We start from the raw sequence: 24,964 nt of genomic DNA, 5'->3' as shown, positions 1-24,964 counted from the left end.
TTTGGTGCTTTGTTTGACTGGTCTTAAGACGGGTTGAAAGGGGAGGGGGGGGCGCCCGCGGGCGCCCGTTCGCGTACGCGGCCGGGTGCGGACGCGTACGCGCTCACGTGTCCGCGACGGCTCAGCCGCGGGCGGTACGGCGGCCGCGGCGGTAGAGCAGCGCCCCGCCGAGCACGAGGGCCCCGGCGGCGAAGGCGCTGAAGGCCGCGCCGTCGGCGCCGGTGTGCGCGAGGGTGGCACCGGCGGGCGGCATGGCCGGGGTCTCACCGGTGGGGGTGCCCGGCGTCGTCGGGGTGGCCGGCGTCGTGGGGGTCACCGGGGTGGTCGGGGTGCCCGGGGTGGTGGGCGTACCGGGCGTGCCGGGAGTTCCAGGGGTGCCCGGAGTGCCGGGGGTGCCAGGGGTTCCCGGCGTGCCGGGGGTGCCGGGCGTGCCCGGAGTGCCGGGGGTCCCGGGCGTGCCCGGGGTACCCGGCGTACCGGGCGTGCCCGGGTTGCTCGTGTCGCCCGGCGGGGTGGCGCCGTTCGCGCACCTGTTGCCGAAGGCCGGGTTCAGCAGGCCCACCACGTCCACGCTGTTGCCGCACAGGTTGACGGGGACGTCGACCGGCGCCTGCACCGCGTTGCCGGAGCCGACGCCGGGCGAGTCGTGGGCGCCGCCGCGCGCGGTGGCGCCCGAGCCGGCCGGACCGGCGGCGGGCGCGGAGGTGTTGGCGCACTGGTTGCCGAACACCGGGTTGAGCAGCCCGATCACGTTGATCGTGTTGCCGCACACATTCACCGGCACGTGCACCGGTACCTGCACCGAGTTGCCCGACGCCACGCCGGGCGACCCGGCGGCCGCTCCGGCGGCGCCCGCGTCGGCGTACGCGAAGCCGCCGGTCGCGGCGAGCACGCCGCCGGTGGCGACCACGGTGAGCAGGCCCTTGGTTGCGACCTGTCGCATTGCTGTTCTCCTCGTTCTACGTTCGCCCCTGCGCCGGCCCTGCGCGCGTGCGCCATGAGGGCGGTGAAATGCCGACCGGCCCCGGGGCGCGGGTGCGCGCCCGGGGCCGGTACGGAGCCGGCGGCCGCGTCGGTGCGGCCGCCGCGGCGTCACTGGTTGACGCAGGCGTTGCCGAAGGCGGGGTTGAGCAGCCCGATCACGTCGATCGTGTTGCCGCACAGGTTCACGGGAATGTGCACCGGGATCTGGACGACGTTGCCGGAGAGCACACCGGGGGACTGCACCGCGGCGCCCTGCGCGCCGGAGTCGGCGACGGCCATGCCCGCCCCCGCGAGCACCAGACCGCCGGTGGCAGCCGCGGCGGCGACGACCTTCTTGATCATTCTCGTTCCTCCTCGTGGACGTGTGCGGCCCCAGCCTGCGGACCACATCGTCGTAACGACACCGGGAGGAACGGAGCTACGAAGGGACCGGGCCCTTCACCCGTACCGGCTAACGAAACCACCGGTACGGGTACACCCGGTCGACCGTTCAGCTGTGTTCGATGAAGCGGTCGAGCACCCGGACGCCGAAGCGCAGGCCGTCCACCGGCACGCGCTCGTCCACACCGTGGAACATCCCGGCGAAGTCCAGCTCGGGGGGCAGCCGCAGCGGGGCGAAGCCGAAGCAGCGGATGCCCAGGTCGTCGAAGGACTTCGCGTCGGTGCCGCCGGAGAGCATGTACGGGACGGCACGGGCGCCCGGGTCCTCGGCGACCAGCGCGCGCTGCATCGCGTCCACGAGGGCGCCGTCGAAGTCGGTCTCGACGGCCTTGTCGGAGTGCAGGCTCTCCCGCTTCACGCGCGGGCCGAGGATGCGGTCGAGGTCGGCGAGGAACTCTTCCTCGTAACCGGGCAGGAAGCGCCCGTCGACGTGCGCGGTGGCCTGGCCGGGGATGACGTTCACCTTGTAGCCGGCGCCGAGCATGGTGGGCGCGGCGCTGTTGCGCAGGGTGGTGCCGATCATCTTGGCGATGCCGCCGAGCTTGGCGAGCGTGGTCTCCATGTCCTCGGGATCCAGCTCGGTGCCGAGCGCGTCGGACAGCTCGTCGAGGAAGCCGCGCACGGACTTGGTGACGCGCACCGGGAACTCGTGCCGCCCGAGCCGTGCGACGGCCTCGCACAGCTCGGTGATGGCGTTGTCCTTGTTGGTCATCGAGCCGTGTCCGGCGGTGCCGTCCACGGTGAGCCGCATCCAGTGCATGCCCTTCTCGGCGGTCTCGATGAGGTAGAGGCGCAGGTCGTCGTTGACGGTGAAGGAGAAACCGCCGACCTCGCCGATCCCCTCGGTCACGCCCTCGAAGAGGTCCGGGTGCTTGTCGACGAGGAAGCGCGCACCGTACGTGCCGCCGGCCTCCTCGTCGGCGAGGAAGGCGAGGACGAGGTCGCGCGGCGGCTTGCGCCCGCTGCGCAGCCGGTCGCGGACGACGGCCAGCGTCATCGCGTCCATGTCCTTCATGTCGACCGCGCCGCGTCCCCACACGCACCCGTCGGCGATCTCGCCGGAGAAGGGGTGGTGGGTCCAGTCGTCGGCGTTGGCGGGGACGACGTCGGTGTGGCCGTGGATGAGCAGTCCGGGACGCGAGCGGTCCTCGCCCTCGACCCGGGCCACGACCGAGGCACGCCCCGGGTGCGACTCGAAGATCTGCGGTTCGAGGCCGACCTCGGCCAGCTTCTCCGCCACGTATTCGGCCGCGGCGCGCTCGCCGGGCCCGGAGTGGTCCCCGTAGTTGCTGCTGTCGATGCGGATCAGCTCGCTGCACAGGGCCGCGACCTCGTCCTCGCCGCTCACTGTCCCGCCGCCCGCACCACCCGGCCGTGACTCGCTCACGATGCCTCTCCTCCTCGTCGCCCTCACCCATAGCGGACCCGTCCGCCGCTCGCGCCGGACGCCTCCCCCATCCTGCCCCGCGACCCCGCGCGGGCCCAAGGCGCACCCGCCCCCGACCAGCGTTCCTCCCCCGCCCCGGGCGGTGATCGGCACCCCTCGATCTTTGCTATGGTTTACCCCGTCGCCACGGCCGGGAGGCCGTGACGTCACACCCGTCCGGGTGGCGGAATGGCAGACGCGCTAGCTTGAGGTGCTAGTGCCCTTTATCGGGCGTGGGGGTTCAAGTCCCCCCTCGGACACTGACGAAGGACCCCAGTCGATCTGGGGTCTTTCTGCTTTTCCCGGCCCCTGCCCGTCAGGGAAAAGCGGTCGCCGCCGTCCCCGGTGCCCGGGAGGATGCCGGGATGGACGACGTGGCGAAGGTGCCGGCTCCCGCGGCCCGCGGGGTGCGGACGGCGTGGGAGGCGGTGCCGGCCGGAGTGCGGGCCGCGGTCGAGGAGCGGCTCGGGGCGCGGGTGGCGGGGGCGCGGACGCAGAGTGCCGGGTTCTCGCCGGGTGTCGCGGCGCGGCTGGTGCTCGCGGACGGGCGGCGGGCCTTCGTCAAGGCGGTGAGCGCGGCCCAGAACCCGGAGAGCCCCGGCATCTACCGGGACGAGGCCCGGGTCGCGCGCGGCCTTCCGGCCGGGGTGCCGGCGCCGCGGCTGCTCGCCGACCTGGATCTGGACGGCTGGGTGGTGCTGCTCTTCGAGGACGTCGAGGGGCGGCTGCCCGCGCAGCCGTGGGAGCCGGCCGAGCTGGAGGTGGTGCTGGCCGCCGTCGGCGGTCTGGCGGCGGCGCTCACGCCGAGCCCGGTCGCCGCGCCGCCGGTCGCCGAGAGGCAGGGCGGTGCCTTCCGGGGCTGGCGGACCCTCGCCGCGGACCACGCGGCGGGCACCGACGACCTCGCGGGCCTCGACCCGTGGGCGGCGCGGCATCTGCCCGCGCTCGCGGAGCTGGAGTCCGGGTGGGCCGCGGGCGCGGCGGGCGGCACCCTCGCGCACGCCGACCTGCGGGCCGACAACCTGCTGCTCACCCCGCAGGGCCGGGTCGTGGTCGTGGACTGGCCGTGGGCCTGCCTCGCCGCGCCCTGGCTCGACCTGCTGCTGATGCTGCCGAGCGTGCGGATGCAGGGCGGTCCGCCGCCGGAGGGGCTGTTCGCGCGGCACGAGGTCGCGGCGGGCGCGGACCCGGACGCCGTCACCGCGGTGCTCGCCGCCTTCGCCGGCTTCCTGCTCGGCAACGCCCGCCGCCCGGCGCCGCCGGGGCTGCCGACCCTGCGGGCCTTCCAGGCGGCGCAGGGCCGCGAGGCGCTGGCATGGCTGCGGGCCCGTCTGGGCGAATGAGGCCGCGCGGCCGGGGCGGCCGATGAGTTCCGCCGCGGCGGCCGGTCCACCCTTGCGTAACGGACCCGTGCGCAGCGCACCCGAGCAGAGGCGGACACCATGGCCGGCCGTATCTTCGTCAACCTCCCCGTGCAGGACCTTCCCCGGTCCATGGCCTTCTTCGAGAAGCTCGGCTTCGCCTTCGACCCGGACTTCACCGACGCGCGCGCCGCGTGCATGGTCGTCGGCGACGACAACCTGGTGATGCTGCTGACGGAGCCGTTCTTCACGTCGTTCACCGGCCGCCCCGTCGCGGACACCGGGGCGGTGACCGAGGTCATCGTGGCCGTGCAGCAGGACTCGGCCGACGAGGTGGACCGGATCGGCGACGCGGCGGAGGCGGCGGGCGCCCGCCCGGCGAAGACCACCGAGGAGGCCAGCCCGATGCACACCCGCAGCTTCTACGACCCGGACGGCCACCACTGGGAGATCTTCTTCATGGCCGCGACGCAGCCGTAGCCCGCGCGCGGGCGGCCTCAGCGCGGCGGCGGGCCGCTGCTCTCCCGTACGACCAGCTCGCTGGCGACCTCGACGCGGGTGGAGGCGGGGCGCCCGCCCGCGATGAGCTGGAGGACCATGCCGGCGGCCAGCGCGGCCATGTCGGCCAGCGGCGTGCGTACGGTGGTCAGCCGCGGGGTGACCCAGTCGGCGAAGGCCAGGTCGTCGAAGCCGACGACGCTCACGTCGTCCGGCACCCGCAGCCCCAGCGTCGCCGCGGCGCGGTAGGTGCTGAGCGCCTGCTGGTCGCTGCCGGCGAAGACGGCGGTGGGCCGGTCCGGCAGCCGCAGCAGGTCGAGGGCGTGCCGGTAGGCGGGCTCGTTGGTGAAGTCGCCGTAGCGGACCAGCTCAGGGTCGTACGGCAGCCCGGCCTCCTCCAGCGCCGAGCGGTAGCCGTCCACGCGGGCGCGGGAGGCGAGGCGCTGTGGCGGACCGCCGATGACGGCGATCCTGCGGTGGCCGAGGCCGACCAGGTGCCGGGTGGCGGCGAGCCCGCCGGGCCAGTTGGTCGCGCCGACCCACGGCACGCCGGGCGGCGGCTCCTCGGCCGGGGCGATGAGCGCGAAGGGGATGCCGAGCCGGAGCAGCTCGCGGTGCTGGTGCCGGTCGAGTTCGGGGACGACCAGGATCGCGCCCAGGGTGCGGCGGGCGGCGAGCGAGTCGAGCCAGCGGCGGGCCGGGCTGCTGCCGCCGCCGTGCGCGGCGGACACCACCAGGCCCAGGCCGACCGCGTCGAGCGCCTCCTCGGCGCCGCGGATCAGCTCGGCGGCCCAGGCGCCGTCGATCTCGTTGACGACGAAGTCCACGAGGCCGCCGGGGGCGAGCGCGGTGGCGGCCGGGCCGTTGCGGGCGGGGTAGCCGTGCTGGGCGAGCAGCCGCTGGACCTTGGCGCGGGTGCGGGCGGCGACGTCCGAGCGGTCGTGCAGGACCTTGGAGACGGTGGAGACCGACACGCCCGCCTCCGCGGCGATCACCGCGAGCGTCTTCCCCTCGGGGCGGGGGCGTTCGCCGGTGCCGGCCATGGCACTCCTCCTCTCCGCCGCCCGCGCGGGTCGGCCCCGCGAAAATATCCCGCCGGGCGCCCTCGCCGGGCCCCGGGTGGGGTGTCCGCGCGCCCTGCCGCCCCACCCGACCTGCGCCGCGTCCGCCGCGCGGGGCCCCGGGGAAACCGCGCGGGGCTCGGGGGCGCCGCCCGCGCAACGGCCCCCGTGCCGGACACGCCTCACACAGCGGAGCCTCGTGCCGGACACGGCGGCATATCGTTGACGATGCGTCATTTGTCTGCCTATGGTCGGTCCTCGCCGACCCCCGAGGAGCCCGCATGCCGAACGGCCCGTCCCGTCGCTCGCTGCTCACCGCCGCCGGACTCGGCGCCGCCGGGGCGCTCGGCGCCTCGGGAGGGGCCGCCCGTGCGGCCGGGACGGGCCACGGCCCCAGCCCCCGGCCGGGTGCCCGGCAGCTCACCTTCGCCTCGCCGCAGCTGACGCCGTACGTCGACGCGCTGCCGGTGCCGCCCGTGCTCACCGGCGACCGGACGCTGGCCATGGCCCCCGCGACGCACCGCTTCCACCGTGACCTGGGCACGGCGCAGACGTGGTCGTACGGCGGGCAGCCCTACCTGGGCCCGACGATCGAGGCGCAGCGCGGTGTGCCCCTCTCGCTGACCTTCAGCAACGGCTTCGACGGGCACCTGTTCGCCGCCGACGTCGATCCCTCGCTCCAGGGCGCGTCCGAGCTCGACCGCACGCAGCCGCGCACCTCCGTGCACCTGCACGGCGCGGTGACCCCGCCGGAGGCGGACGGCCACCCCGAGAACACCTTCCGGCCGGGCGGCAGCATGACCTACCGCCACCCGAACGACCAGCAGGCGGGCCACCTCTGGTACCACGACCACGCGATGGGCATCACCCGGCTCAACGCGGTGGCCGGGCTCGCCGGCCAGTACCTGCTGCGCGACGCGTACGACACCGGCACGGACGGCAACCCGCTCGGGCTGCCCGGCGGCGAGTTCGAGGTGCCGCTCACGCTCGCCGACCGCCGCTTCGGCGAGAACGGCTCGCTGGTCTTCCGCACCTCCCGCTCGGTGCCGCAGGGGCACTGGGAGGGCGCGATGTTCGGCGACACGATGACCGTCAACGGGGTGGTGTCGCCGTATCTGGAGGTCGCCCGCGGTTTCTACCGGCTGCGGCTGCTCAACGCGTCCAACGCGCGCGCCTACCGGCTGTTCTTCTCCGACCGGATGCCCTTCTGGGTGGTCGGCGCGGACGGCGGGCTGCTGGACGCCCCGGTCCGCACGACGTCCGTCCGCGTCGCCCCCGGCGAACGCCTGGACCTCGTCGTCGACTTCGGTTCGCTCGCGGCGGGCGAGCACGTCGACCTGACCAACGACCAGCAGGAGTCGCCCGACGTGGTGGCGGCGACCGGGATCGGCCCGACCACCGACATCATGCGCTTCACCGGCACCGGGGTGCGCGGCTTCTCCTCTCCCCCGCCCGACCGGCTGCGCGGCGGCCCCGGCCTGCCCGCCGCGCTGTCCGCGCCGCCGCAGCCCACGGCCGCACGGCGGATCGTCACCCTCACCCCGGCCCGCGTCCCCGGCTACCCGCCCGCCGGGATGACGATGGACAACCTGCTGTACGACCAGGGGCCGGTCGCCGCCCCGCGGCAGGGCACGACGGAGGTGTGGGAGTTCGTCAACGCGTCCCCGCAGGCGCACCCGATGCACCTGCACCTGGTGCACATGCGCGTCCTGGACCGGCAGCGCCTCGACATCGAGTCCTACGTGCGGGCCAACCCCCGCCCGGCCGCGGGCACCCCCTGGCGCCCCTCCCCCGACGCCTACCTCCTCGGCGCCGCCCAGCCGCCCTCCCCCTGGGAGACGGGCCTGAAGGACACCGTCGCCTGCCCGCCCGCCACCGTCACCCGGGTCCTGGTCCGCTTCCCCGACGCCGCCGAACTCGGCTTCGACCCCGACGCCCCCTTCACCGCCCTGGACGGCATGAGCCTGCGCGGCTACGTCTGGCACTGCCACATCCTCGACCACGAGGACGACTGCATGATGGCCCGCTACCGGCTGACCGTCTGACGCCGGCGGGCCGCAGCCACGGCTACGGCAGGATCAGTATCTGCGCCGACGGAGTGCAGTGCTCCGGCTCGGCCGATGGTATTCCGGTAAGGGCGGCCGGACCGGGAATCACCGGTTCCGCCTTCTCCTGCCGCATGGGTACGGCATCCGCCATGACGACGAAAGCGGGCGGCGTCGGCGGAAGTGCAAATGGCAAGGCGACTCCTCGGAGATCGTGAGTGCGCCCGGACGGCGCGGAGTCGAAGATCCGCACCGGGGCGAGAGGCGCCCACATTAGCGATCTCCGTCTCGGCTCACAAACCCGCGGTGACGGATGGTCAGGAAATAGTGATCAGCGGATCCACCTGCGACTTCACTCGGCCTTTCCCTCTTGGCCTTCGAGCTCCCGGAGCCGGGCCAGCGTGCGCGCGGCACGCGCCGGGATCTGGTGGATTTCGATCGAGTAGGCGGCGCGCAGGTGCTGGGACGCGGTATCCGCATATCCCTTTGTCATATGCCATTCGGCGAGCGCGGCATGGATTTCCGCCTCCTCCGTGGCGGCCTCTATGCTGCGGGCGAGGACCAGGGCCCCCGACAGGTGCTGGTGGGCGACAGCGGTGCGACCCGCGTGCAACTCCGCTTTCCCCAGACCGCGCAGCGCTTCCATTTCCTCGTGTGCGGTTCCCAGGTCGCGGGCGAGGTTCAGTGCCGCCGTGTGGTGCGCCACGGATTCGTCGTCCCGTGCGGCCCGGCGGAAGATCGTGCCGATCACATTCAGCGCGACGGCTTCCTCCCGTCGGCCGCCGAGCTCGCGGAAGACCGCCAGGCACTCACGGCTCATGTCCAGCGCCTCGTCGAGCCGCTCCGGGACGGGCATCGTGAGAGCCACGTTCAGTCGGCCGACCGCTGCCTCGGAGCGGGTGCCGGCCCGCTCGAAGAGGTCGGCAGCCCGCCGGAAGGCGCTGTGCGCCAGTTCGTGTTCCGCCATCCGCCGGTGGCCTTCGGCGGTGTTGTTCAACGCCTGCGCCTCACCACGCGGGTCCTTCGTGCTGACGAATCCCGCCAGCGCCTCGCGGAACGCCTGCATGGCAGGCGCGTAGTCGCCCAGATGCAAAGTGATGATGCCCACGTTGTTCCTGCATCGCGCGATCTGATAAAGATCGCCCAGCTCCTCCTGCAGCCGCAGCGCACGCCGCTGCAGGTCCAGCGACTCCCGCAACCGCCCCAGGTCCCAGGCGAGCAGGCCGAGCGCCCGAAGTGCCTGGGCCTGCGCGGAGGCGTCTCCGACCTGGACGGCGGTGGCCAGGGCGCGTTCGGCGGTGCGTCCGGCGGGGTCGTAGCGACCGGTGCGCGACTGCACCTCGGCCAGCGCGAGCAGCGCGTGGGCCTCGGCGGACGGGTCGCCCGCCGCGCGCCACCACTGCGCGGCGTGCTTGTGCATGCCCTCCGCCTCCGCCCACCGGCACTCGGCCATGAGGTGCTCGGCGGCGAAGTGCGCCAGGCACGCGGCCGAGCGGCGGTCTCCCTGGGCCCGCAGATGGAGCTCCGCCGTGACGACCGCCTCGGTCTCGTCGCGCAGCCAGGCGCGCGCGTCGGAGTCGCCCGCCCAGACCGGCTGGTCGTACGGGGGCTCCGCCGGGAGGAGCGGCAGGCGCGGATTGCGGCCGAAGAGGACGCGGTCGGCGGCGGCCGTGGCATGAAGGTAGAAACAGGCCAGCCGGGCGAGCGCCGCCTCCCGCTCGGCGGGCGGCTCCCGGTCCATGAGGGAGCGCGCGTAGGCCGCGAGGAGGTCGTGCACGTCGTAGCGCTCGGGCGCGGTCTCGCGGATCAGATGGGCGTCGAGGAGCGCTTCGAGGACTCGTTCGGTCCCGGCCGGGTCCATCCCGGCGAGCGCGGCGGTGGCCGGGATGCCGAAGGTCGGACCGAAGTGCAGCGCGAGCAGCCGGAAGACCCGGCGCTGCGGGGCGGGCAGGGTGTCGTAGGAGAGCGCGAAGACCTTGGTGATCTCGTGCTCCCCGTCGCGGATCTCGGCGAGCCGCCCGGCACCGTGCGTCAGCCGCTGCACGAGGTGGGCGGCGGTCCACGTCGGGTGGGAACGCAGCCGCGCCGCGAGGATGTCCAGGGCCAGGGGCAGATGTCCGCACAGTCGGGCCAGCGCGGCCACGTCCCCCGCGTCGTGGTGCCGGCCGTCGTCCACGAGGCTGACGAACAGCGCCTCGGCGTCCGGCGGGGCGAGCACGTCCAGGGTGATGTGGCGTACGCCGGGCAGCCCGCTGAGCCGCTGCCGACTGGTGACGATGACCAGCGACGGGGTGTCGCCGGGCAGCAGCGGCCGCACCTGATCCGGCCCGGCGGCGTCGTCGAGGACGACGATCGCCCGCCGGGCGGCGAGCAGGGTGCGCCACAGGGTGGTGAGGTCGTCCAGTTCGTGCGGGAGGTCGGCGGCGGGGACGCCGAGCTGCCGCAGCAGGGTGGTGAGCGCGGCGTGTGGGGTGACCGGGACGCGGCCGGAGTGGCCTTGGAGGTTGGCGTAGAGCTGGGCCGCGGGGTAATGCGGGGCGAGCCGGCGGGCGGCGTACAGCGCGAGCTGGGTCTTGCCCACGCCCGGCATCCCTGTGACGCCCCGCAGAGCGACGACACCCGGCGTGGGGGTGCGCAGGACGTGCAGTTCCTCCGCCCGGCCGATGAGTGTGCCGCTCTGCGCCGGGAGGTTGTTGGGCGCGAGGGGCGCAGGGCCGGGCCGGCGTCCGGGACCGGCGATCAGGGTGTCGGCGGGCTCCTGCCGCAGGATCGCGCCGTGCACGCGGGAGAGTGCCTGTCCGGGGTCCGCGCCGTGGCCCCGCAGCCGCCTGCGCAGTGACTCGTACGTGCGCAGCGCCTGCGCCTGCCGGCCCGATCCGTAGGCCGCGACCATGAACAGCGCGATCACGGTCTCGTCCTCGGGGTACCGCTCGGACAGCGCCAGGAGGTCGGTGTGGGCGTCGTCGTAGCGTCCCGCGCGTAACGCGATCTCGGCCCGCAGCACCCGCGCCTCCAGGTGCTGCTCCATCAGCCGGCGCCTGGCCTGGGCGCTCCACAGGCCGTTGAAGCCGGTGAGCGGGGCGCCGTGCCACAGGGCTTCCGCCTGGCGGAGGAGGTCGAGCGCGTGGGCGTCGTCCCCGCTGGCGGCGAGGGAGCGGGCCTGGGCCGTGAAGCGCCGGAACCGGTGCTGGTCGACGACGTCGGGGGCGACGTCGAGCACGTAGGCGTGGGCGGACTGTGTGAGGCGGTCCTGGCCGAGGTGGTGACGGATCCGGGCGGCGTAGGAGTGCAGCGACGCGCGCGGCTTGCCGGGGGGGTCGTCGTCCCAGATCCGGACGGCGAGGGTGTCCAGCGGTACGGGCCGGCCGGCGTCCAGGGCGAGGGCGGCCAGCATCTGGAGTGCCTTGGCGGCGCCATGCATCCGGAGCTGCCCGCCGACCCTGAGCTCGACCGGGCCGAGCACCCGGATGTCGATGTCCACCAGCACGCTCCTCACGCCGGTACACACCCTGCGCGACAAGAGTGACACACTGTCAACTTCGATAAGTAGGTTCCCTCGGATGTGGGAAATTATTGGCTGAATCATTTCTTACGTTGTCATTAGCGGTCTTTCAAGGTCGAGAATGGGCTGTCCCGGCACAGCCAGGCGCCCTGCTCCGACGATGGCAGGTCGGAGTGGACACGGCCTCGGGACGTACCGGGAGGACAGACGTGGCCCAACCGCCGTCCCAGGAACCGCCCGGTGCCGCAGGCCCCCGGGCCGGAGGCACCGCCAACAGCGTGGACGGCGCCTCCGTCACCGGACCGGTCGTCCAGGCCGGCACCATCAGCGGCGGGGTCCACCTGCACACCCACCGGGCGGCGGATTCCGGCCGCGCCCCCGACGTCCCGGTGCCCCGCCAGCTCATCCCCGGGGCCGCGCACTTCACCGACCGGGTCGACGATCTGGCCGCTCTCGACGCGCTGCGCGGCGCGGGACCGGGCAGCGCCGCCCCGGTCGTGGTCGTCACCGGTGCGGCGGGTGTCGGCAAGACCGCGCTGACCGTCGCCTGGCTGCGGCGCCTCACGGAGGACTACCCGGACGGGCAGCTCTACGCCGACCTGCGCGGCTACAGCGGGTCCGATCCTGTTTCGCCGGACGAGGTGCTCGCGCGCTTCCTGCGCGCGGTCGGGGTGGAACGGCCGCCGGCCGAACTCGCGGAGAAGGCCTCGCTGTGGCGAACCGTCACCGCTGACCTGCGGATCGCCGTGATGCTGGACAACGCGCTCAGCGCGGCCCAGGTGCGCCCACTGGTGACTGCCGCGCCCGACTCCCTCGTCGCCGTCACCAGCCGCAGTCGGCTCTCGGGGCTCGCCGTCGACGGCGCCGCCTTCCACCACCTCGACGTCCTGGCTCCGTCCGCGACCGTGGAGCTGCTCGGCCGGCGCCTCGGCGCCGACCGGGCGGCGCGTGAGCGCGACGCGGTGAAGCTGCTCGCGGAGCTGTGTGCCGGGCTACCGCTGGCAGTGTGTGTCGCCGCCGCCCGGCTCGCCGTGCGGCCCCGGCAGGCGCTGACCGCCCTCGTGGGGGCGATGAGCGGGGACAACGACCGCCTGGCAGGCCTGCGCGCCGGCACCGACCTCGCCGTACAGACCGCGCTGGACGCGTCGTACCAGGGGTTGCCCGCCGGCGCGGCGGGGGGCTACCGGCAACTGGGGCTGCTTCCGGCCGCCGTCTTCGGGGCGGGCCTCGTGGCGGCGGCCTGTGCGCTGTCGACCGCGGACGCGCGGTCGCTGCTGGACGAACTCGTCGATATCAGCCTGCTGGAGGAACTGGCACCGGACCGCTACCGCTTCCACGACCTGATACGCCTGCACGCGGCTCAGCGAGCAGCCGCTGAGGATCCCGCCGAGGAGCGCGCCGACACGGTGCGCCGGGCACTGGACTGGTATCTGTGGACGGCCACCGAGGCACGTACGCTGCTGTCGCCCACGCACCGCCGGCTGAACCGCACCTACCTGCATGTCCCGCAGGGCCCGGCGCCCTTCACCGATCCCGCGGACGCGCTCGCCTGGCTGGACGCCGAACGCCTGGACCTCATGGCCGCCGTGCGCATCGCGGTGGAGAACGGCTGGGACGACACGGCCTGGCAGCTCGTCGACGGGATGCAGCCGCTGTGGGCGCGGCTGCGCCCCGCGGACATGTGGGTCGAGGCGCACCGGGTGGGGCTGGCCGCCGCCGAGCGCGCGGGACGTCCTGAGGCGGTGATCCAGATGCTGACGACCGGCGCGGGCGGGTTGTGCAACACCGGCAGCTTCGACGAGGCGGCCAGGTGGTTCGACCGGGCGCTGGACCTGGCCCGGGAGCACGCGGACGCACGGGCGCAGGCGCAGGCGCTGCACGGTCTGGGCCAGGCCAACCAGTTCGCCGGCCGCCCCGGGCCTGCCGCGGACTACTACCGCCGCGCGCTCGCGCTGCGTGATTCCATCGGCCATCTGCGGGGCGCCGCGCTCTCCCGGCTCTCGCTCGGCGAACTGGCGGTCGACGCCGGTCAGGCACACGAGGCCGTGGAGCTGCTCACCCGCGCCCGCGCCGACCTGCTGACCGTACCCGCCCCGTACGACGCCGCGCGTGCGCTGGCCGTCCTCGGGGTCGCTCACGCCGCGAGTGAGGGGCAGGGCGCGCTCGCCGAGCAGGAGCTGCACCTCGCGCTCACCGAGCTGGAGGCGTGCGGGGCGCGCCACTGGCAGGCCCGCGTGTGGGAGCTGATGGGGACGGCGGCACACCGTCGCGGCGACGACGTGCAAGCGAGGGACTGTTTCCGGCAGTCCCTCGCCCGTTACACACCGATCAGCCCGAGAGACGCGCGACGGCTTGCCGACCGGCTGCGCCACCTCGACGCGGGGTGAACCGGTGGCCCGCGGGCCGGCTCCGCAGGCCACCGAAGGGTGTACTAGTCGCCCGCCACCAGCTGTCCGTACAGCAGCGACACGAGCACGGCGTGCGCGCAGGCGCTGCCGACTCCGGAGTGCACACGCACGACGACGCCCCCGCCCGCAGCACGGACCAGCGTCACGCACCGGCCCGAACCGTCCCGCAGCGACACCACGAGACAGCCGGGGTAGCGGCGGATCAGCTTCGCCGCCAGGTCGGGGGCGCCTGTACCGAAGAGCACGTCGGCGGAGCACCGCCATGCCTCGGAGGTCGTACCGTCCAGCTCCACCCGCACGTGGTCCGGGACGATGCCGCCGTTCACAGGATCAGCTCGCCCGGTCGCAGAACCACCGGCTCGACCGGCGGCGGGCACGCCGGCTGCCCGATGCCGAGGATCCGGTAGAGCAGGGCGCGCATCCGCGGCGCGAACCGGCCGGGCTCCGACGAGATACGACGTGCGATCGTGCGGTACTCGCGCAGGGGATACCGCGCCGCCGCGTAGGCGAGCTGGTCGGTCAGAGGGCGTGTGGGGCTGAGCGCCGGCGCGGTCAGCGCCATGTCGACACCCGGGGAGGCCGGGTTCGCGTCCGCGTAGGGGTAGCGCGCGAGCAGGATGGGCGCTTTTGTCATGGTTGCGTAGAGTGTCACGCTGCTGAAGTCGCCGATGACGTGGTCGGCGGCGATCAGCAGGGCTCGCCAGTCGGCTTCCGGGGGGACCACGAGAACCCCCGCCTTGCGGCAGTCGGCGAGCCAGGACCGCACCTGGTAGCGACTGTGAAAGGAGAAAATATTGGGGTGAATGAGGAGGGCGGTACGGAAGTGCTTACGCGGAAGCTCGGTGAGCAACCGCGGGAGCAGCGCGTCGAGGTGGTTGAACTGCGAGCGCTGTCCCCACGTCGTCGTGGCCAGCACCAGTCCCTGATCCGGTTCGACCCCCACCGCCTGGCGGTACTCGTCACGGAAGGGCAGGCTCAGCGCGATGCAGTCGTACGTGGGATCGCCCACCACTTCGGCGACCGGCAGGGCCTCGGGGCACCAGCGGCGCAGCGCCCGCAGGTCGTCACGGTGCGGGAGAGCGACCGCGCGCGGCACGACCGCGCCCTCCCACATCAGGTGGCCGCGGCCGGTGATGCCGGCGGGCTCGCGCGGCGGGGCGCCGGGCCCGGTCACCGTTCCCGGCGCGACCCGGGTCAGCGACAGGTGACCGCCGCCGTGCGAGATCCGCACCAGCGGGGCGCGTACCTGCTCCATTCCTTGTGATCCCGCCGCGAGCGCCAGGTCGAAGTCGGTGCGCACGGCCTCGGCCCACGGCATCACCTCGGCTCCGAGCCCGTCCAGGTAGCGGCTGACTCCTCCGTTGAACGGGTGCGGGGGGACGGTGAACGTCACCTCGACACGCATGTCGGATTCGATGAGCGAGACCAGGTCCTGCAACCTGCGTCCGTAGACTTCGGTGTGCGCCAGCACAAGAATCCTCTTGCGTGCGGCGAGCGTGCGCCACGGTGCGGCATCTCCTCCTCCGGTGGGCTGCCGGTCGATGGACTCCCCGTTGAACACGGCACTCCTCGATGGCCGTAGAGCCCCTCACGGGGCAGCGGAAAACCTACGAGTTGGGGAATGTCCGGGCGGCGCACCAAAAGCCTTGGCCAGGCCTTGACGAAACCTTGCGATCCGTTCCGGCCGTCGCCGCGCCCGATAGAGTCGTCGGATGACGACCGGTACAGGGGTGGTGGCGGTGGCCGGCGGTGTGGTCGCGGTCGTGATCGACGCGGTGGATCCGGGCGGGCTCGCTCGGTTCTGGGCCGAGGCGCTCGGGTGCCCGGTGGAGGACGGCACGGTGGTGCGCCCACCGGGGGGCGGGCCGGAGCTGCGGTTCAGCGGCGGGGCGGGGGCCAAGCGCGGCAAGAACCGGCTGCACCTGGACCTCGCCGGGGGCGCCGGGCAGGAGGCGGTGGTGCGACGGCTGCTGGCGCTCGGGGCGGTGCGGGCCGACATCGGGCAGGGCGACGTGCCCTGGGAGGTGCTGGCCGATCCCGAGGGCAACGAACTGTGCGTACTGCCCGAGCACCGCGGGGCGCCGGACGCGGTGCTCGCGCAGATATGCCTGGACGCGGCGGACGCGCAGGCGCAGGGCCGCTTCTGGTCCGCCGCGACCGGATGGCCGGTCGCCGAGAGCGGTGCGTGGGGGGTGTGCCTGCGCGATCCCGCGGGTGTCGCGCCCCCGCTGGTGATGGGCCCGCCCGCGGCGCCGAAGACCGGTGCGAACCGGCTGCGGCTGCGGCTCGCCGCCGAACCGCCCGGCCGCGCCGGAGAGCGCGCCGACCCCGAGGGCAACGAGTTCGAGGTCGGCGCCTAGGAGGCCGGGCGGCGGGACGGCTCACCAGGCGGCGGGGGCGTAGTCCTTCAGGAAGCAGCCGTACAGGTCCTCGCCGAGTTCGCCGCGCACGATCGGGTCGTAGACGCGGGCGGCGCCGTCGACGAGGTCGAGGGGGGCGTGGAAGCCCTCCGCGGCGAGGCGGATCTTGTCGGGGTGAGGGCGCTCGTCGGTGATCCAGCCGGTGTCGACGGCGGTCATGAGGATGCCGTCCTTCTCCAGCATCTCCTTGGCGCTGGTGCGCGTGAGCATGTTGAGCGCGGCCTTCGCCATGTTGGTGTGCGGGTGTCCGGCGCCCTTGTAGCCGCGCGAGAACTGGCCCTCCATCGCGGAGACGTTGACGACGTACTTGCGCCGGGCCGCCGCCGCGGCCATCGCCGGGCGCAGCCGGCTGACGAGGATGAACGGCGCGGTGATGTTGCAGAGCTGGACCTCCAGCAGCTCCACCGGATCGACCTCGCCGACCGTCTGGACCCAGGTGTTGCTGGGGTCCAGGTCGGGGACGAGGCCGCCCGCGTCGATCGCCGTTCCGGCCTCGATACGGGCGAGCGACGCGGAGCCGCTGACCAGCGCCAGGCCCGTGACGTCCTCGGCGGTGAGCCCGCGGCCGTTGCGCGGGGCGGGCAGCGCCGCGGCGGTGCGGGCCCCGCTGCCGAAGGCGCCGAAGACCTCGGTGCCGGGCAGCTCGCCCGCGGGCAGCGGCGCGGACTCGGCGGTGACCAGCTCGCGGTAGGCGGCCTCGGAGCGGCGCACGGTCTGGGCGGCGTTGTTGATGAGGATGTCCAGCGGGCCCTGGGCGGCCACGGAGTCGGCGAGCGCGACGACCTGGGCCGGGTCGCGCAGGTCGATGCCGACGATCTTGAGCCGGTGTATCCACTGGTCGCTGTCGGGCATCGCCTTGAAGCGGCGGACGGCGTCGCGCGGGAAGCGCGTGGTGACGGTCGTGTGCGCGCCGTCCCGCAGCAGCCGCAGCGCGATGTACATGCCGATCTTGGCGCGCCCGCCGGTCAGCAGCGCGCGGCGGCCGGTGAGGTCGGTGCGCGCGTCGCGGCGGGCCCGGTTCTCGGCGGCGCAGGGCGGGCACAGCTGGTGGTAGAAGGCGTCGACCTCGACGTAGCGGGTCTTGCAGACGTAGCAGGACCGGGGGCGCTCCAGGATGCCGGCGATCTCGGTGCTGACCGAGGGGGCGAGCCGGATGCCGAGCGTCTCGTCGTCGATGCGGTCGGCGGCGCCGGTCGCGGTGGCCTCGGTGACGCGCTTGTCGTTCTCGGTCTTGGCGGCCCGGCGCTCCTGGCGGCGGCGCTGCTTGACCGTGCGGTAGATCCCGGCGGTGGCGCGGCGTACCGCGATGGCGTCCGGGTGGTCGACGGGCAGCCCGTCGAGCTCGGCGAGCACCGCGAGGCAGATCTCCATCCGGGCCGGGTCGATACCGGGCACGTCGCCGGTGCCGGGCACGATGGCGGTGCCGGGCACGTCGTCGATACCGGGCACGGTGTCCGTGCCGGAGGAGTCGCCGGGCAGACCGGGTTCCGCGGCCTCGGCGGGCGGGATCGTGTCCTCGTGCCCGGGGTCGTGAAGGTCCTGCGTGGTCGCCGTCATGCCGCTGCCGCTCTCCGTGTCCGCGCCGGTCCCGCCGGCCCCGTGCCGCCGGGGTACGCCTCCCGGGTCATCGGATCGACTTTACGTTTGACCTGCGGGCAGCTCCAAACCCGGCGGCGGGCTCCCCGGCGGTAGCCTCGGGGCGTTGCCGCCGCCCCGCGCAGGAGGTCCGTTGAACACCGCGAACCCGCTGTCCGTCCCGCTCGACGATCCGTTCGGGCCGCACAACCTGCCCTACGGGGTGTATTCGACCGCCGCGGACCCGGCGCCCCGGATCGGGGTGCGCTACGGCGGGCACGTGCTGGACGCGGGGGCCGCGGCGCGGGCGGTGGGGGCCCCGGGGCAGGTGGTGGCGCTGCTGTCGGCGCCGGTGCTGAACCCGCTGCTGGCCGCCGGGCGGCCGGTGTGGACGCGGGTGCGGGAGGCGGTCACGCGGTGGCTGACGGAGCCGGAGCACGCGGCCGCGGTCGCCCCGCTGCTGGTGCCGCTCGCGCAGGCGGTGCCGCATCTGCCCTTCGAGGTCGCCGACTACGTCGACTTCTACGCCTCCGAGCACCACGCCGCGAACGTCGGCCGGATCTTCCGTCCCGACGCCGCCGATCCGCTCACCCCGAACTGGAAGCACCTGCCGATCGGCTACCACGGCCGCGCGGGCACGGTCGTCGTGTCGGGCTCGCCGGTGCCGCGGCCGTGCGGGCAGCGCAGGGCGGCGGGCGAGGACGCGCCCTCGTACGGGCCGTCGCTGCGGCTGGACGTCGAGGTGGAGCTGGGCTTCGTGGTGGGGGGCGCGTCGCCGCGCGGCGGCCGGGTCGCGATGGCCGACGCGGACGAGCACGTCTTCGGTGTGTGCCTGCTCAACGACTGGTCGGCGCGTGACGTCCAGGCGTGGGAGTACGTGCCGCTCGGCCCCTTCCTGGGGAAGTCCTTCGCGACGTCGGTGTCCGCGTGGGTGGTGCCGCTGGAGGCGCTGGCGCACGCCCGTACCGCCCCGCCGCCGCGGGACACGCCGCTGCTGCCGTACCTGGACGACGCGGGCGCGCAGCCGCCGTGCGGCCTGGACATCGCGATGGAGCTGCGGCTGAACGGCCACACCGTCACCCGGCCGCCCTTCGCGTCGATGTACTGGACGTACGCGCAGATGCTGGCGCACCTGACGGTGAACGGCGCGAGCCTGCGCCCCGGCGACCTGTTCGCGTCCGGCACGGTCAGCGGGCCCGCGCCGGACCAGGTCGGGGCGCTCATCGAGCTGACGCACGGCGGGACGCGGCCGGTGGAGCTGCCCGACGGCTCCCGCCGGGCCTTCCTGGAGGACGGCGACGAGGTCGTCATCACGGCGACGGCCGCGGGCCCGGACGGTGTCCCGGTGGGCCTCGGTGAGGTGGCCGGGCGCGTCGAACCCGCGCGCTGACCGCTCCCGCCGCCCGGGGAGGCCGTGCGGCCCGGCACCAGGTGCCGGGTGCCGGACCGCACGGGGTCAGCGCCCGCGGTGGCCGGGGGCGGGGACGTCCTCGACGGGGACGCCGCCCGCGACCGCGCCGAGCAGCGTCAGCTCGGGCAGCGGCAGGCCCGCCGGGGTGGTGCCGTCGGCGAGGACGGCCAGCGCGAGGCTGTTGGAGCCGCGGGTGCGCAGGATGCCGTTCGGCAGCACGAAGGTGTGCTGCGGGCCGACGTCGTTGGCGTACTGGCCGAGGTTCCAGCCGTTGAGGAAGATCTGCACGCGGTAGGCGCGGGACGGGTCGTCGGTCAGGGTCAGGCCGATCGACGCGTCCGTGCCGGGGTCGATGCCGAGCCGGAAGTCCGTGCGGTACCAGCCGACGCCCTGCCGGGTCACGGTGTGCGGCAGGTCCACCCGCGTCCACCGCTCGTCGGGGAAGCCGGGCAGGTGCCAGCCGGAGCGCTCCCCGTACAGGCCGCCGGTGTTGAGCACGCCGCGTACGGTGTCGAGCCCGGCCGCGCCCTGGATGCGCCAGGTCAGCGGGGCGCCGTCGAGGGTCGCGGCGAGCAGGCCGCGGGCGGCCTTGAAGGCGTCGTTGGCGCCGCCGTCCTCGGCGTGGGCCATCGGGCGCACCAGCACGGCGACGGTGTGCGGGCCCGCGCCGCGCAGGTCGGCGGGGACGGCGAAGTCGGCGGTGCCGGTCCAGCTCGCGACGGTGTCCTGGGCCTTGGCCGGGGTCGGCAGCCGGTGGGTGCCGAGCGGGCGGCCGTCCCACCAGGCCATCAGCAGGCCGAGGGTGCCGCCCTGGTAGGTGAGCGACAGCGTCTCGGCGTCGGCCGCGTCGCCGACCTGGGCGCGGTACCAGACGTCGCCGTAGTAGCAGCCGTAGTCGTCGGCGAAGAGCACGGCGGGCTGGCCCGCGGGCAGTGCGGTGGAGCTGTGCGAGGTGGTGAGGTCGCAGGTGCGCCAGCGGCGGTCGTCGAAGCCGGGGGCGGACTCCGGGTTCTCCGCCGCGTACCGCCAGCCGGTCAGCTCGGGCAGCCGCACCGGGCGGGGGCCGGGGAGCTGGGCGGTGGCGGCGAGGCTGCCGTCGCGGGTGGTGCGGGTGGCGGCGCGCCGGCCGTTCCAGTCGATGTGCTTGACGCCGTCCGGGGCCCACACCTCCAGCGGGGCGGGGGCGTCGGTGTCGCCGGTCAGGTCGAGGTTGACGCCGTGGACGCGGGCGGAGCGGACGAGGGCGGGGCCGCGGACGAGCAGCGGGCCCGCCTCGGTGGTGCGCGGCCAGAGGGTGGCGGCCGCGGTGTCGTCGGCCAGGAGCAGCAGCAGGGGGGTGCCGCTGCCGCCGTCCTCGATACGGACGCGGGTGAGGCCGTCGAGGACGGCGTTGATCCGCAGCGTGCCGGCGTCCGCGTCCCAGGTGGTCTCGGCGGAGCCGTCGGTGACGGTCACGGTGGGGCGGGTGCGGCACAGCAGCACGGTCTCGGCGGGGTCGCCTGGGCGGCCGGTGAGCAGCGCGAGGTCCTGGGTGCGGCCCGCGGCGCGCCACATGGGCTGGGCGGTGGTGTAGAGCAGGGCGCGGCGGCCGAGCGAGAGGTTGGCGGCGACGACCTTCATGTCCTTGCCGGTGACCCGCAGCCCGCCGGGCGCGGCGGGCACGGTCAGCTCCCCGGCGGCGGTCGTCACGGGCAGCGTGCAGGTGGCGTCGGCGCTGCCGTCGTTGCGCAGGAAGTACAGGTGGGAGCCGCGGTCGGGGCTCGTCAGGTGGTAGACGCGGACGGCGCCGCCGGTGACGGGGGTCGCGGTCACGTCGTCCGCGCGGTCCAGCTGCCCGAGGTCGGGGAAGGCGGCGAGCATGGCGCCGATCTGCCGCATCGGCAGCAGCTTGGGTGTCTGGTTGCGGGCCTCGTCGATGGCGGCGCCGTAGTCGTAGGAGGTGTAGACGACGGGGGCGGGGAGCCAGCCCCACGAGGTGCCGCCGAAGGTCATGTAGACGTTGTGGATCTTGATGCCGTTGGCGAGGTTGGTGAGGTAGAAGCGCCGTTCGAAGGCCGCGTCGCGGGTCCTGCGGGATTCGGCGTAGCCGAGGCCGCCGAATTCCGCGCCGCCCCACGGGTCGAACCAGCCGCCGCCGAACTCCGCCATGAAGCCGGGGGTGTCGGGGCTCGCGGTCGCGCCGCCCTTGGCGCCGCCGGTGCCGAAGTAGCCCCAGTCGGGGGCGAGGCCGCTGGGCGAGGGGTAGCCGTCGAAGGCGTAGAGGTAGCGGCCCTGCTCGCCGCCGGTGTCGAAGCCGCCGGGAGCCCAGTAGCCGTTGCGTCCCTTGTCGTTGTGGAAGAGCGGGACGTCGATGCCGTCGGCGCGCACCTTGGCGTAGAGGTGGGCCATGTAGTCCTGGCCGGTGGCACTGGTGACGTAGGAGGCGTACTCGTTCTCCAGCTGGTAGAGCACGACCGTGCCGCGGCCCGTGGTGTGGAGGTGGCGGGCGATCACGGCGTCGACGGCGGTGAGCCACTCGTCGGCGTGGGCGAGGTAGCCGGGGTCGCTGGTGCGGGCGCGACCGGGCGTCGTCGTCAGCCAGGCCGGGTAACCGCCCGCGTCCACCTCGGCGTTGATGTACGGGCCGGGGCGCGCGATGACGTACAGCCCGGCTTCGGCGGCCAGGTCCAGGAAGCGGTCGAGGTCGCGGACGCCGGTGAAGTCGTAGGAGCCGGGCGCGGGCGAGTGGACGTTCCAGGCGGCGTAGATGCTGACGGCGTTGTAGCCGTTGGCGGCCATCTTCTGCAGGACGTCGCGCCACAGGGAGGGGCTGGGCAGCCGGAAGGGGTGCACCTCGCCGGACCAGAGCGGGACACGGCGGCCGTCGATCAGCAGCGAGTAGCGGTCGAAGCCGACGGTGTGGGTCCTGCCGTCGGCGGCGGGGCGGGGCAGCGGCCCGGCGGGGGCGGGCGCGGGGGCGTGGGCCGCCGGGGCGTCCGCGGCGGTGGCGTGGCCGACGGCCGGCAGGGCGAGGGCGGCGGCCGTGCCGCTGGTCAGAGCGGTGAAGGTGCGGCGGGACAGGTCCACGGGGGGATTCCCTTCGGCGACAGGGCGGTGCGGGGCACGGGGGTGCCCGGGGAGCGGGAGGCTGTTGCCGCGGAAACGTAACTTCGGCCGGGTCGGCGCGCAAGACTTTCGCACATAATCCCCCAGGAGCGCGCAGGCGGCGGGTGAAGGCTCGCACGCCGGGCACCCCTTCGAGCACGACACTCCTCGCAGGTCGGAGCCGCTGCGGCAGACCGCCCCCGGGCGCGGAGGGGGCCGGAAAAAACACATCGCGTTCAAACGTGTTCAATCATCGAAGCGACGCGCACGGGTCATGACGCGACACTTTCGACCATTCGCGGCGCGGCGGGCCGGTGGACCCGGCGGACCGGGGCAGATTCAGTCAGGCGGGCACCCGGCCCGCCGCCCCGGCACGGAAGGGAGCACGCGCGATGACGGAACACCCGTCCGGGGAGCAGGAGGCCGCGGCCGACCCGGCGGCCGCGGGGCGTGACGAGACCGTGGAGGAGCGGGCGGACCGCCGCTGGTCGGATCTGCTCCAGGAGCTGCGGGTCGCGCAGACCGGCGTGCAGATCCTCTTCGGCTTCCTGCTCACCGTCGCCTTCCAGCAGCGCTTCGCCCAGCTCTCCGCCACCGAGCGGCACCTGTACGCGGCCTCGGTCGTGCTGGGCGCCGCGACGACCGGGGTGCTGGTGGGCCCGGCGGCGATGCACCGCCTGCTGACCGGCCACCACCTCAAGCCCGAGACGGTCGTCTGGGCCTCGCGGCTGACCGTGCTCGGCCTGTTCCTGCTGCTGTGCACGATGACCTGCTCGCTGCTGCTGGTCCTGCGCCTGGTGGTGCCGGACGCGCTCGCCGGATGGCTGGCCGGGGGGCTCGTGCTGTGGTTCGCGCTGTGCTGGCTCGCGGTGCCGCTGTGGGCGGTGCGGCGGGCCCGGCAGGCGGCCGCGGTGCGGCAGGGCTGAGCGCGGCGGCCGGTCCGCGGGCCCCCTGCTTTTCATACCCCCGGGGGTACACTGGACCGCTGGACGGTTGCCGGACGAGAGGAGTGGCGGCCATGGGGATGGCGGTGGACGAGGACGCGGTGCAGTCGGTCCTCAACCGTTTGCGGCGGGCCCAGGGGCAGCTCTCCGGTGTCATCGCGATGATAGAGGCGGGCCGGGACTGCAAGGACGTGGTCACCCAGCTCGCCGCCGTCTCCCGCGCACTGGACCGGGCGGGCTTCAAGATCATCGCGAGCGGCATGCGGCAGTGCATGACGGCGGCGGACGAGAACCAGCCGCCCATGTCCGAGGCGGAGCTGGAGAAGCTCTTCCTGACCCTGGCCTGACCTTCCTTCCCGCGAAGGCCCCCGGGGTCCGTGTCGGTACGGATCCCGGGGCCCCCGCGTTCAGCGTCCGGCGGGTCGGATGGATCACATTGCCGCCTGAAGTTAGGCGAGCCTAACCTAAGCTCCGTTTCGTCCGACGCGAGCAAGGGTTTCCTCTGCCATGTCCCTCCCCGCACCGCTCCCCCCACCCGTGCCGTACGCGGCCGCCGCGGCCCCCTCCACACCGCTCGGCCCCTTCGCGGACAGCGCAGTGAGCTGGACGGCCTGGACCACGCTCATGGGCTTCACCGGCCTGGTCCTGCTGGCGCTGCTGGCCGCGGGCCCCGCCGCCCGGATCTCCTCCCGCGCCCTCGCCGCCGTGACCGCGCGGCTGGCCCGCGCCGCGGCCGTACTCGGCGCGCTCGCCGTCCCCGCGGTGCTCACCGACCTGGCCCACGGCGCCTCCGCCGACGGCGGGTACGACTACGGCGCCGCCTGGCACTCCCTCTACGACGGCAGCAACTCCGGCCGCCTGCTCGGCCTCGAAGTGACGCTGGTCCTCGCCGGCGCCGTGCTCGTCGCCCCGCTCGCGCTGCGCCGGTACGCGGCCGGCCCGGCCCGCGGGTGGCTGCTGACGGCGGGGCTCGCCGCGGGCGCCGTCGCGCTCGGCACCACCAAGTTCCCCGACGCCGTCCCGGAGGACTGGCCGCGTACCGTCTTCGAGACCGCGATGTGGATGCTCCACCTGCTGGGCGGCGCGGTGTGGACCGGCGGACTGCTGGGCCTGCTGCTCCTCGCGGCGCCCGGCGCCCTCGCCCCCGCCGACCGCGGCGCCTTCTTCTCCCCCGCGATACGCCGCTTCTCCGCGGCGGCGACGGGCTGCGTGGCCGCCATCGCACTGTCGGGCCTCTTCCTCTACTGGGAGCACGTGGACGGTCTGGGCCAGCTGCTGTCCACGATGTACGGGCGGGTGCTCGGCGTGAAGATCCTGATCTTCGGCACCCTGCTGCTGCTCGGCGCGTTCAACCAGTTCGTGGTGCACCCGCGCGTCGAGGCCCTGCGGGACGCGGGCGACCGCCGTCCGCTGCACGTCCTGCTGGTGCGCACCTTCCCGGCCGTCGTGGCCACCGAGGCGGTGCTGGTCCTCAGCGTGCTGTTCGTCGCGCCCTTCCTGCACGGTTCGGCCCGCAACCAGGCCTACCAGGCGGAGGTGGCCGGGCACTCGGCGACGGCCGTGGACCCGAAGGACCTGCCCAGGCTCCCCACGAAGGAGGTGAGCCTGTCCACATGGACCTGGGGCACGGCGGAGACGGTCGCGGTGCTCGCCCTGACGGTCGGCGGCTACGTCCTGTCCGGCCGGCTCGCCCGGCGCCGCCGCGCCCTGGCCGCGCAGGGGCCGGACGCCGGGGCCGCCCCGGAGGCGGGGCGGAACGCGGCGCACGCCCCGGAAGCTGCCGCCGGATAGCGGAATACCGCCG

18 protein-coding genes and 1 tRNA gene are annotated in these 24,964 nt (G+C 74.4%); 10 read left to right on the top strand and 9 right to left on the bottom strand.

Translation table 11 applies throughout. The features are described from left to right. Nucleotides 1–121: 121 nt before the first annotated feature. The 3 genes from ACWERV_RS32065 to ACWERV_RS32055 form a co-directional block, all read right to left on the bottom strand. On the bottom strand, nt 122–943 hold the full coding sequence (locus tag ACWERV_RS32065) for a chaplin (RefSeq protein ID WP_452939803.1): 822 nt from the start codon (nt 941–943) through the stop codon (nt 122–124). 149 nt (nt 944–1,092) lie between these two features. Then, nucleotides 1,093–1,326, bottom strand: a complete 234-nt coding sequence (gene chpH, locus ACWERV_RS32060) for a chaplin ChpH (protein ID WP_398189078.1) — start codon at nt 1,324–1,326, stop codon at nt 1,093–1,095. Between the two features lie 148 nt (nt 1,327–1,474). Then, nucleotides 1,475–2,812, bottom strand: coding sequence for a M20/M25/M40 family metallo-hydrolase (locus ACWERV_RS32055; RefSeq protein ID WP_452939800.1), 1,338 nt, complete (start codon nt 2,810–2,812; stop codon nt 1,475–1,477). Between the two features lie 214 nt (nt 2,813–3,026). Here ACWERV_RS32055 and ACWERV_RS32050 point away from each other — a divergent pair. The 3 genes from ACWERV_RS32050 to ACWERV_RS32040 all read left to right on the top strand — a co-directional run bounded on the left by ACWERV_RS32050 (nt 3,027) and on the right by ACWERV_RS32040 (nt 4,692). Further along, a tRNA-Leu gene (locus ACWERV_RS32050) sits at nt 3,027–3,111 on the top strand. Nucleotides 3,112–3,216: 105 nt separating this feature from the next. Next, nucleotides 3,217–4,194 carry an aminoglycoside phosphotransferase family protein gene (locus ACWERV_RS32045; protein WP_452939797.1) on the top strand — a complete coding sequence of 326 codons (978 nt, stop codon included), beginning with the start codon at nt 3,217–3,219 and terminating at the stop codon, nt 4,192–4,194. 99 nt (nt 4,195–4,293) lie between these two features. Then, nucleotides 4,294–4,692, top strand: coding sequence for a VOC family protein (locus ACWERV_RS32040; protein WP_452939794.1), 399 nt, complete (start codon nt 4,294–4,296; stop codon nt 4,690–4,692). 17 nt (nt 4,693–4,709) lie between these two features. On the opposite strand, the gene ACWERV_RS32035 is transcribed toward ACWERV_RS32040, so the two are convergent. Then, nucleotides 4,710–5,753, bottom strand: a complete 1,044-nt coding sequence (locus ACWERV_RS32035; RefSeq protein ID WP_452939792.1) for a LacI family DNA-binding transcriptional regulator — start codon at nt 5,751–5,753, stop codon at nt 4,710–4,712. Between the two features lie 299 nt (nt 5,754–6,052). Here ACWERV_RS32035 and ACWERV_RS32030 point away from each other — a divergent pair, with 299 nt between their 5' ends. Then, the gene (locus tag ACWERV_RS32030) at nt 6,053–7,816 is read left to right on the top strand and encodes a multicopper oxidase family protein (protein WP_452939789.1); all 1,764 of its coding nucleotides are present in this window, start codon (nt 6,053–6,055) and stop codon (nt 7,814–7,816) included. Nucleotides 7,817–8,168: 352 nt separating this feature from the next. On the opposite strand, the gene ACWERV_RS32025 is transcribed toward ACWERV_RS32030, so the two are convergent. Beyond that, nucleotides 8,169–11,297 (bottom strand): BTAD domain-containing putative transcriptional regulator, encoded by a 3,129-nt coding sequence (locus tag ACWERV_RS32025; protein WP_452939786.1) that lies wholly within the window; start codon nt 11,295–11,297, stop codon nt 8,169–8,171. 230 nt (nt 11,298–11,527) lie between these two features. Between ACWERV_RS32025 and ACWERV_RS32020 the strand changes: the two genes are divergently transcribed. Further along, nucleotides 11,528–13,705, top strand: a complete 2,178-nt coding sequence (locus tag ACWERV_RS32020; protein WP_452939784.1) for an ATP-binding protein — start codon at nt 11,528–11,530, stop codon at nt 13,703–13,705. Between the two features lie 44 nt (nt 13,706–13,749). Here the strand turns inward: ACWERV_RS32020 and ACWERV_RS32015 are convergent, their stop codons facing one another. Both ACWERV_RS32015 and ACWERV_RS32010 read right to left on the bottom strand, forming a co-directional pair. Next, complete coding sequence (locus ACWERV_RS32015; protein WP_452939781.1) at nt 13,750–14,052, bottom strand: hypothetical protein; 303 nt, start codon at nt 14,050–14,052, stop codon at nt 13,750–13,752. Continuing rightward, the gene (locus ACWERV_RS32010; RefSeq protein WP_452939778.1) at nt 14,049–15,287 is read right to left on the bottom strand and encodes a hypothetical protein; all 1,239 of its coding nucleotides are present in this window, start codon (nt 15,285–15,287) and stop codon (nt 14,049–14,051) included. The genes ACWERV_RS32015 and ACWERV_RS32010 overlap by 4 nt, the downstream gene beginning before the upstream one ends. Before the next feature lie 151 nt (nt 15,288–15,438). Between ACWERV_RS32010 and ACWERV_RS32005 the strand changes: the two genes are divergently transcribed. After that, on the top strand, nt 15,439–16,086 hold the full coding sequence (locus ACWERV_RS32005; RefSeq protein WP_452939776.1) for a VOC family protein: 648 nt from the start codon (nt 15,439–15,441) through the stop codon (nt 16,084–16,086). Between the two features lie 21 nt (nt 16,087–16,107). Here the strand turns inward: ACWERV_RS32005 and ACWERV_RS32000 are convergent, their stop codons facing one another. Further along, nucleotides 16,108–17,517, bottom strand: a complete 1,410-nt coding sequence (locus ACWERV_RS32000) for an SDR family NAD(P)-dependent oxidoreductase (protein WP_452939811.1) — start codon at nt 17,515–17,517, stop codon at nt 16,108–16,110. A gap of 358 nt (nt 17,518–17,875) precedes the next feature. Here ACWERV_RS32000 and fahA point away from each other — a divergent pair, with 358 nt between their 5' ends. Next, nucleotides 17,876–19,111, top strand: coding sequence for a fumarylacetoacetase (gene fahA, locus ACWERV_RS31995; RefSeq protein WP_452939773.1), 1,236 nt, complete (start codon nt 17,876–17,878; stop codon nt 19,109–19,111). Between the two features lie 66 nt (nt 19,112–19,177). On the opposite strand, the gene ACWERV_RS31990 is transcribed toward fahA, so the two are convergent. After that, the gene (locus ACWERV_RS31990) at nt 19,178–22,198 is read right to left on the bottom strand and encodes a glycoside hydrolase family 35 protein (RefSeq protein WP_452939770.1); all 3,021 of its coding nucleotides are present in this window, start codon (nt 22,196–22,198) and stop codon (nt 19,178–19,180) included. Between the two features lie 410 nt (nt 22,199–22,608). Between ACWERV_RS31990 and ACWERV_RS31985 the strand changes: the two genes are divergently transcribed. From ACWERV_RS31985 to ACWERV_RS31975, 3 genes are all read left to right on the top strand, one after another. Further along, nucleotides 22,609–23,142: a DUF6328 family protein gene (locus tag ACWERV_RS31985; protein ID WP_452939767.1), complete on the top strand. Its 534-nt coding sequence runs from the start codon at nt 22,609–22,611 to the stop codon at nt 23,140–23,142. Between the two features lie 98 nt (nt 23,143–23,240). After that, on the top strand, nt 23,241–23,507 hold the full coding sequence (locus ACWERV_RS31980) for a metal-sensitive transcriptional regulator (protein WP_031515006.1): 267 nt from the start codon (nt 23,241–23,243) through the stop codon (nt 23,505–23,507). A gap of 160 nt (nt 23,508–23,667) precedes the next feature. Beyond that, complete coding sequence (locus ACWERV_RS31975; RefSeq protein ID WP_452939764.1) at nt 23,668–24,951, top strand: CopD family protein; 1,284 nt, start codon at nt 23,668–23,670, stop codon at nt 24,949–24,951. Nucleotides 24,952–24,964: the final 13 nt, after the last annotated feature.

Source organism: Streptomyces sp. NPDC004031 (assembly GCF_053604375.1).
This window is presented reverse-complemented; position numbering and strand designations above follow the sequence as displayed.

Bases quoted from the DNA above. Each gene is read 5' to 3' on its own strand.
- ACWERV_RS32065 (WP_452939803.1), bottom strand. From the start codon at position 943: ATGCGACAGGTCGCAACCAAGGGCCTGCTCACCGTGGTCGCCACCGGC.
- chpH (WP_398189078.1), bottom strand. From the start codon at position 1,326: ATGATCAAGAAGGTCGTCGCCGCCGCGGCTGCCACCGGCGGTCTGGTG.
- ACWERV_RS32045 (WP_452939797.1), top strand. From the start codon at position 3,217: ATGGACGACGTGGCGAAGGTGCCGGCTCCCGCGGCCCGCGGGGTGCGG.
- ACWERV_RS32040 (WP_452939794.1), top strand. From the start codon at position 4,294: ATGGCCGGCCGTATCTTCGTCAACCTCCCCGTGCAGGACCTTCCCCGG.
- ACWERV_RS32035 (WP_452939792.1), bottom strand. From the start codon at position 5,753: ATGGCCGGCACCGGCGAACGCCCCCGCCCCGAGGGGAAGACGCTCGCG.
- ACWERV_RS32030 (WP_452939789.1), top strand. From the start codon at position 6,053: ATGCCGAACGGCCCGTCCCGTCGCTCGCTGCTCACCGCCGCCGGACTC.
- ACWERV_RS32005 (WP_452939776.1), top strand. From the start codon at position 15,439: ATGACGACCGGTACAGGGGTGGTGGCGGTGGCCGGCGGTGTGGTCGCG.
- ACWERV_RS32000 (WP_452939811.1), bottom strand. From the start codon at position 17,517: ATGGAGATCTGCCTCGCGGTGCTCGCCGAGCTCGACGGGCTGCCCGTC.
- ACWERV_RS31985 (WP_452939767.1), top strand. From the start codon at position 22,609: ATGACGGAACACCCGTCCGGGGAGCAGGAGGCCGCGGCCGACCCGGCG.
- ACWERV_RS31980 (WP_031515006.1), top strand. From the start codon at position 23,241: ATGGCGGTGGACGAGGACGCGGTGCAGTCGGTCCTCAACCGTTTGCGG.
- ACWERV_RS31975 (WP_452939764.1), top strand. From the start codon at position 23,668: ATGTCCCTCCCCGCACCGCTCCCCCCACCCGTGCCGTACGCGGCCGCC.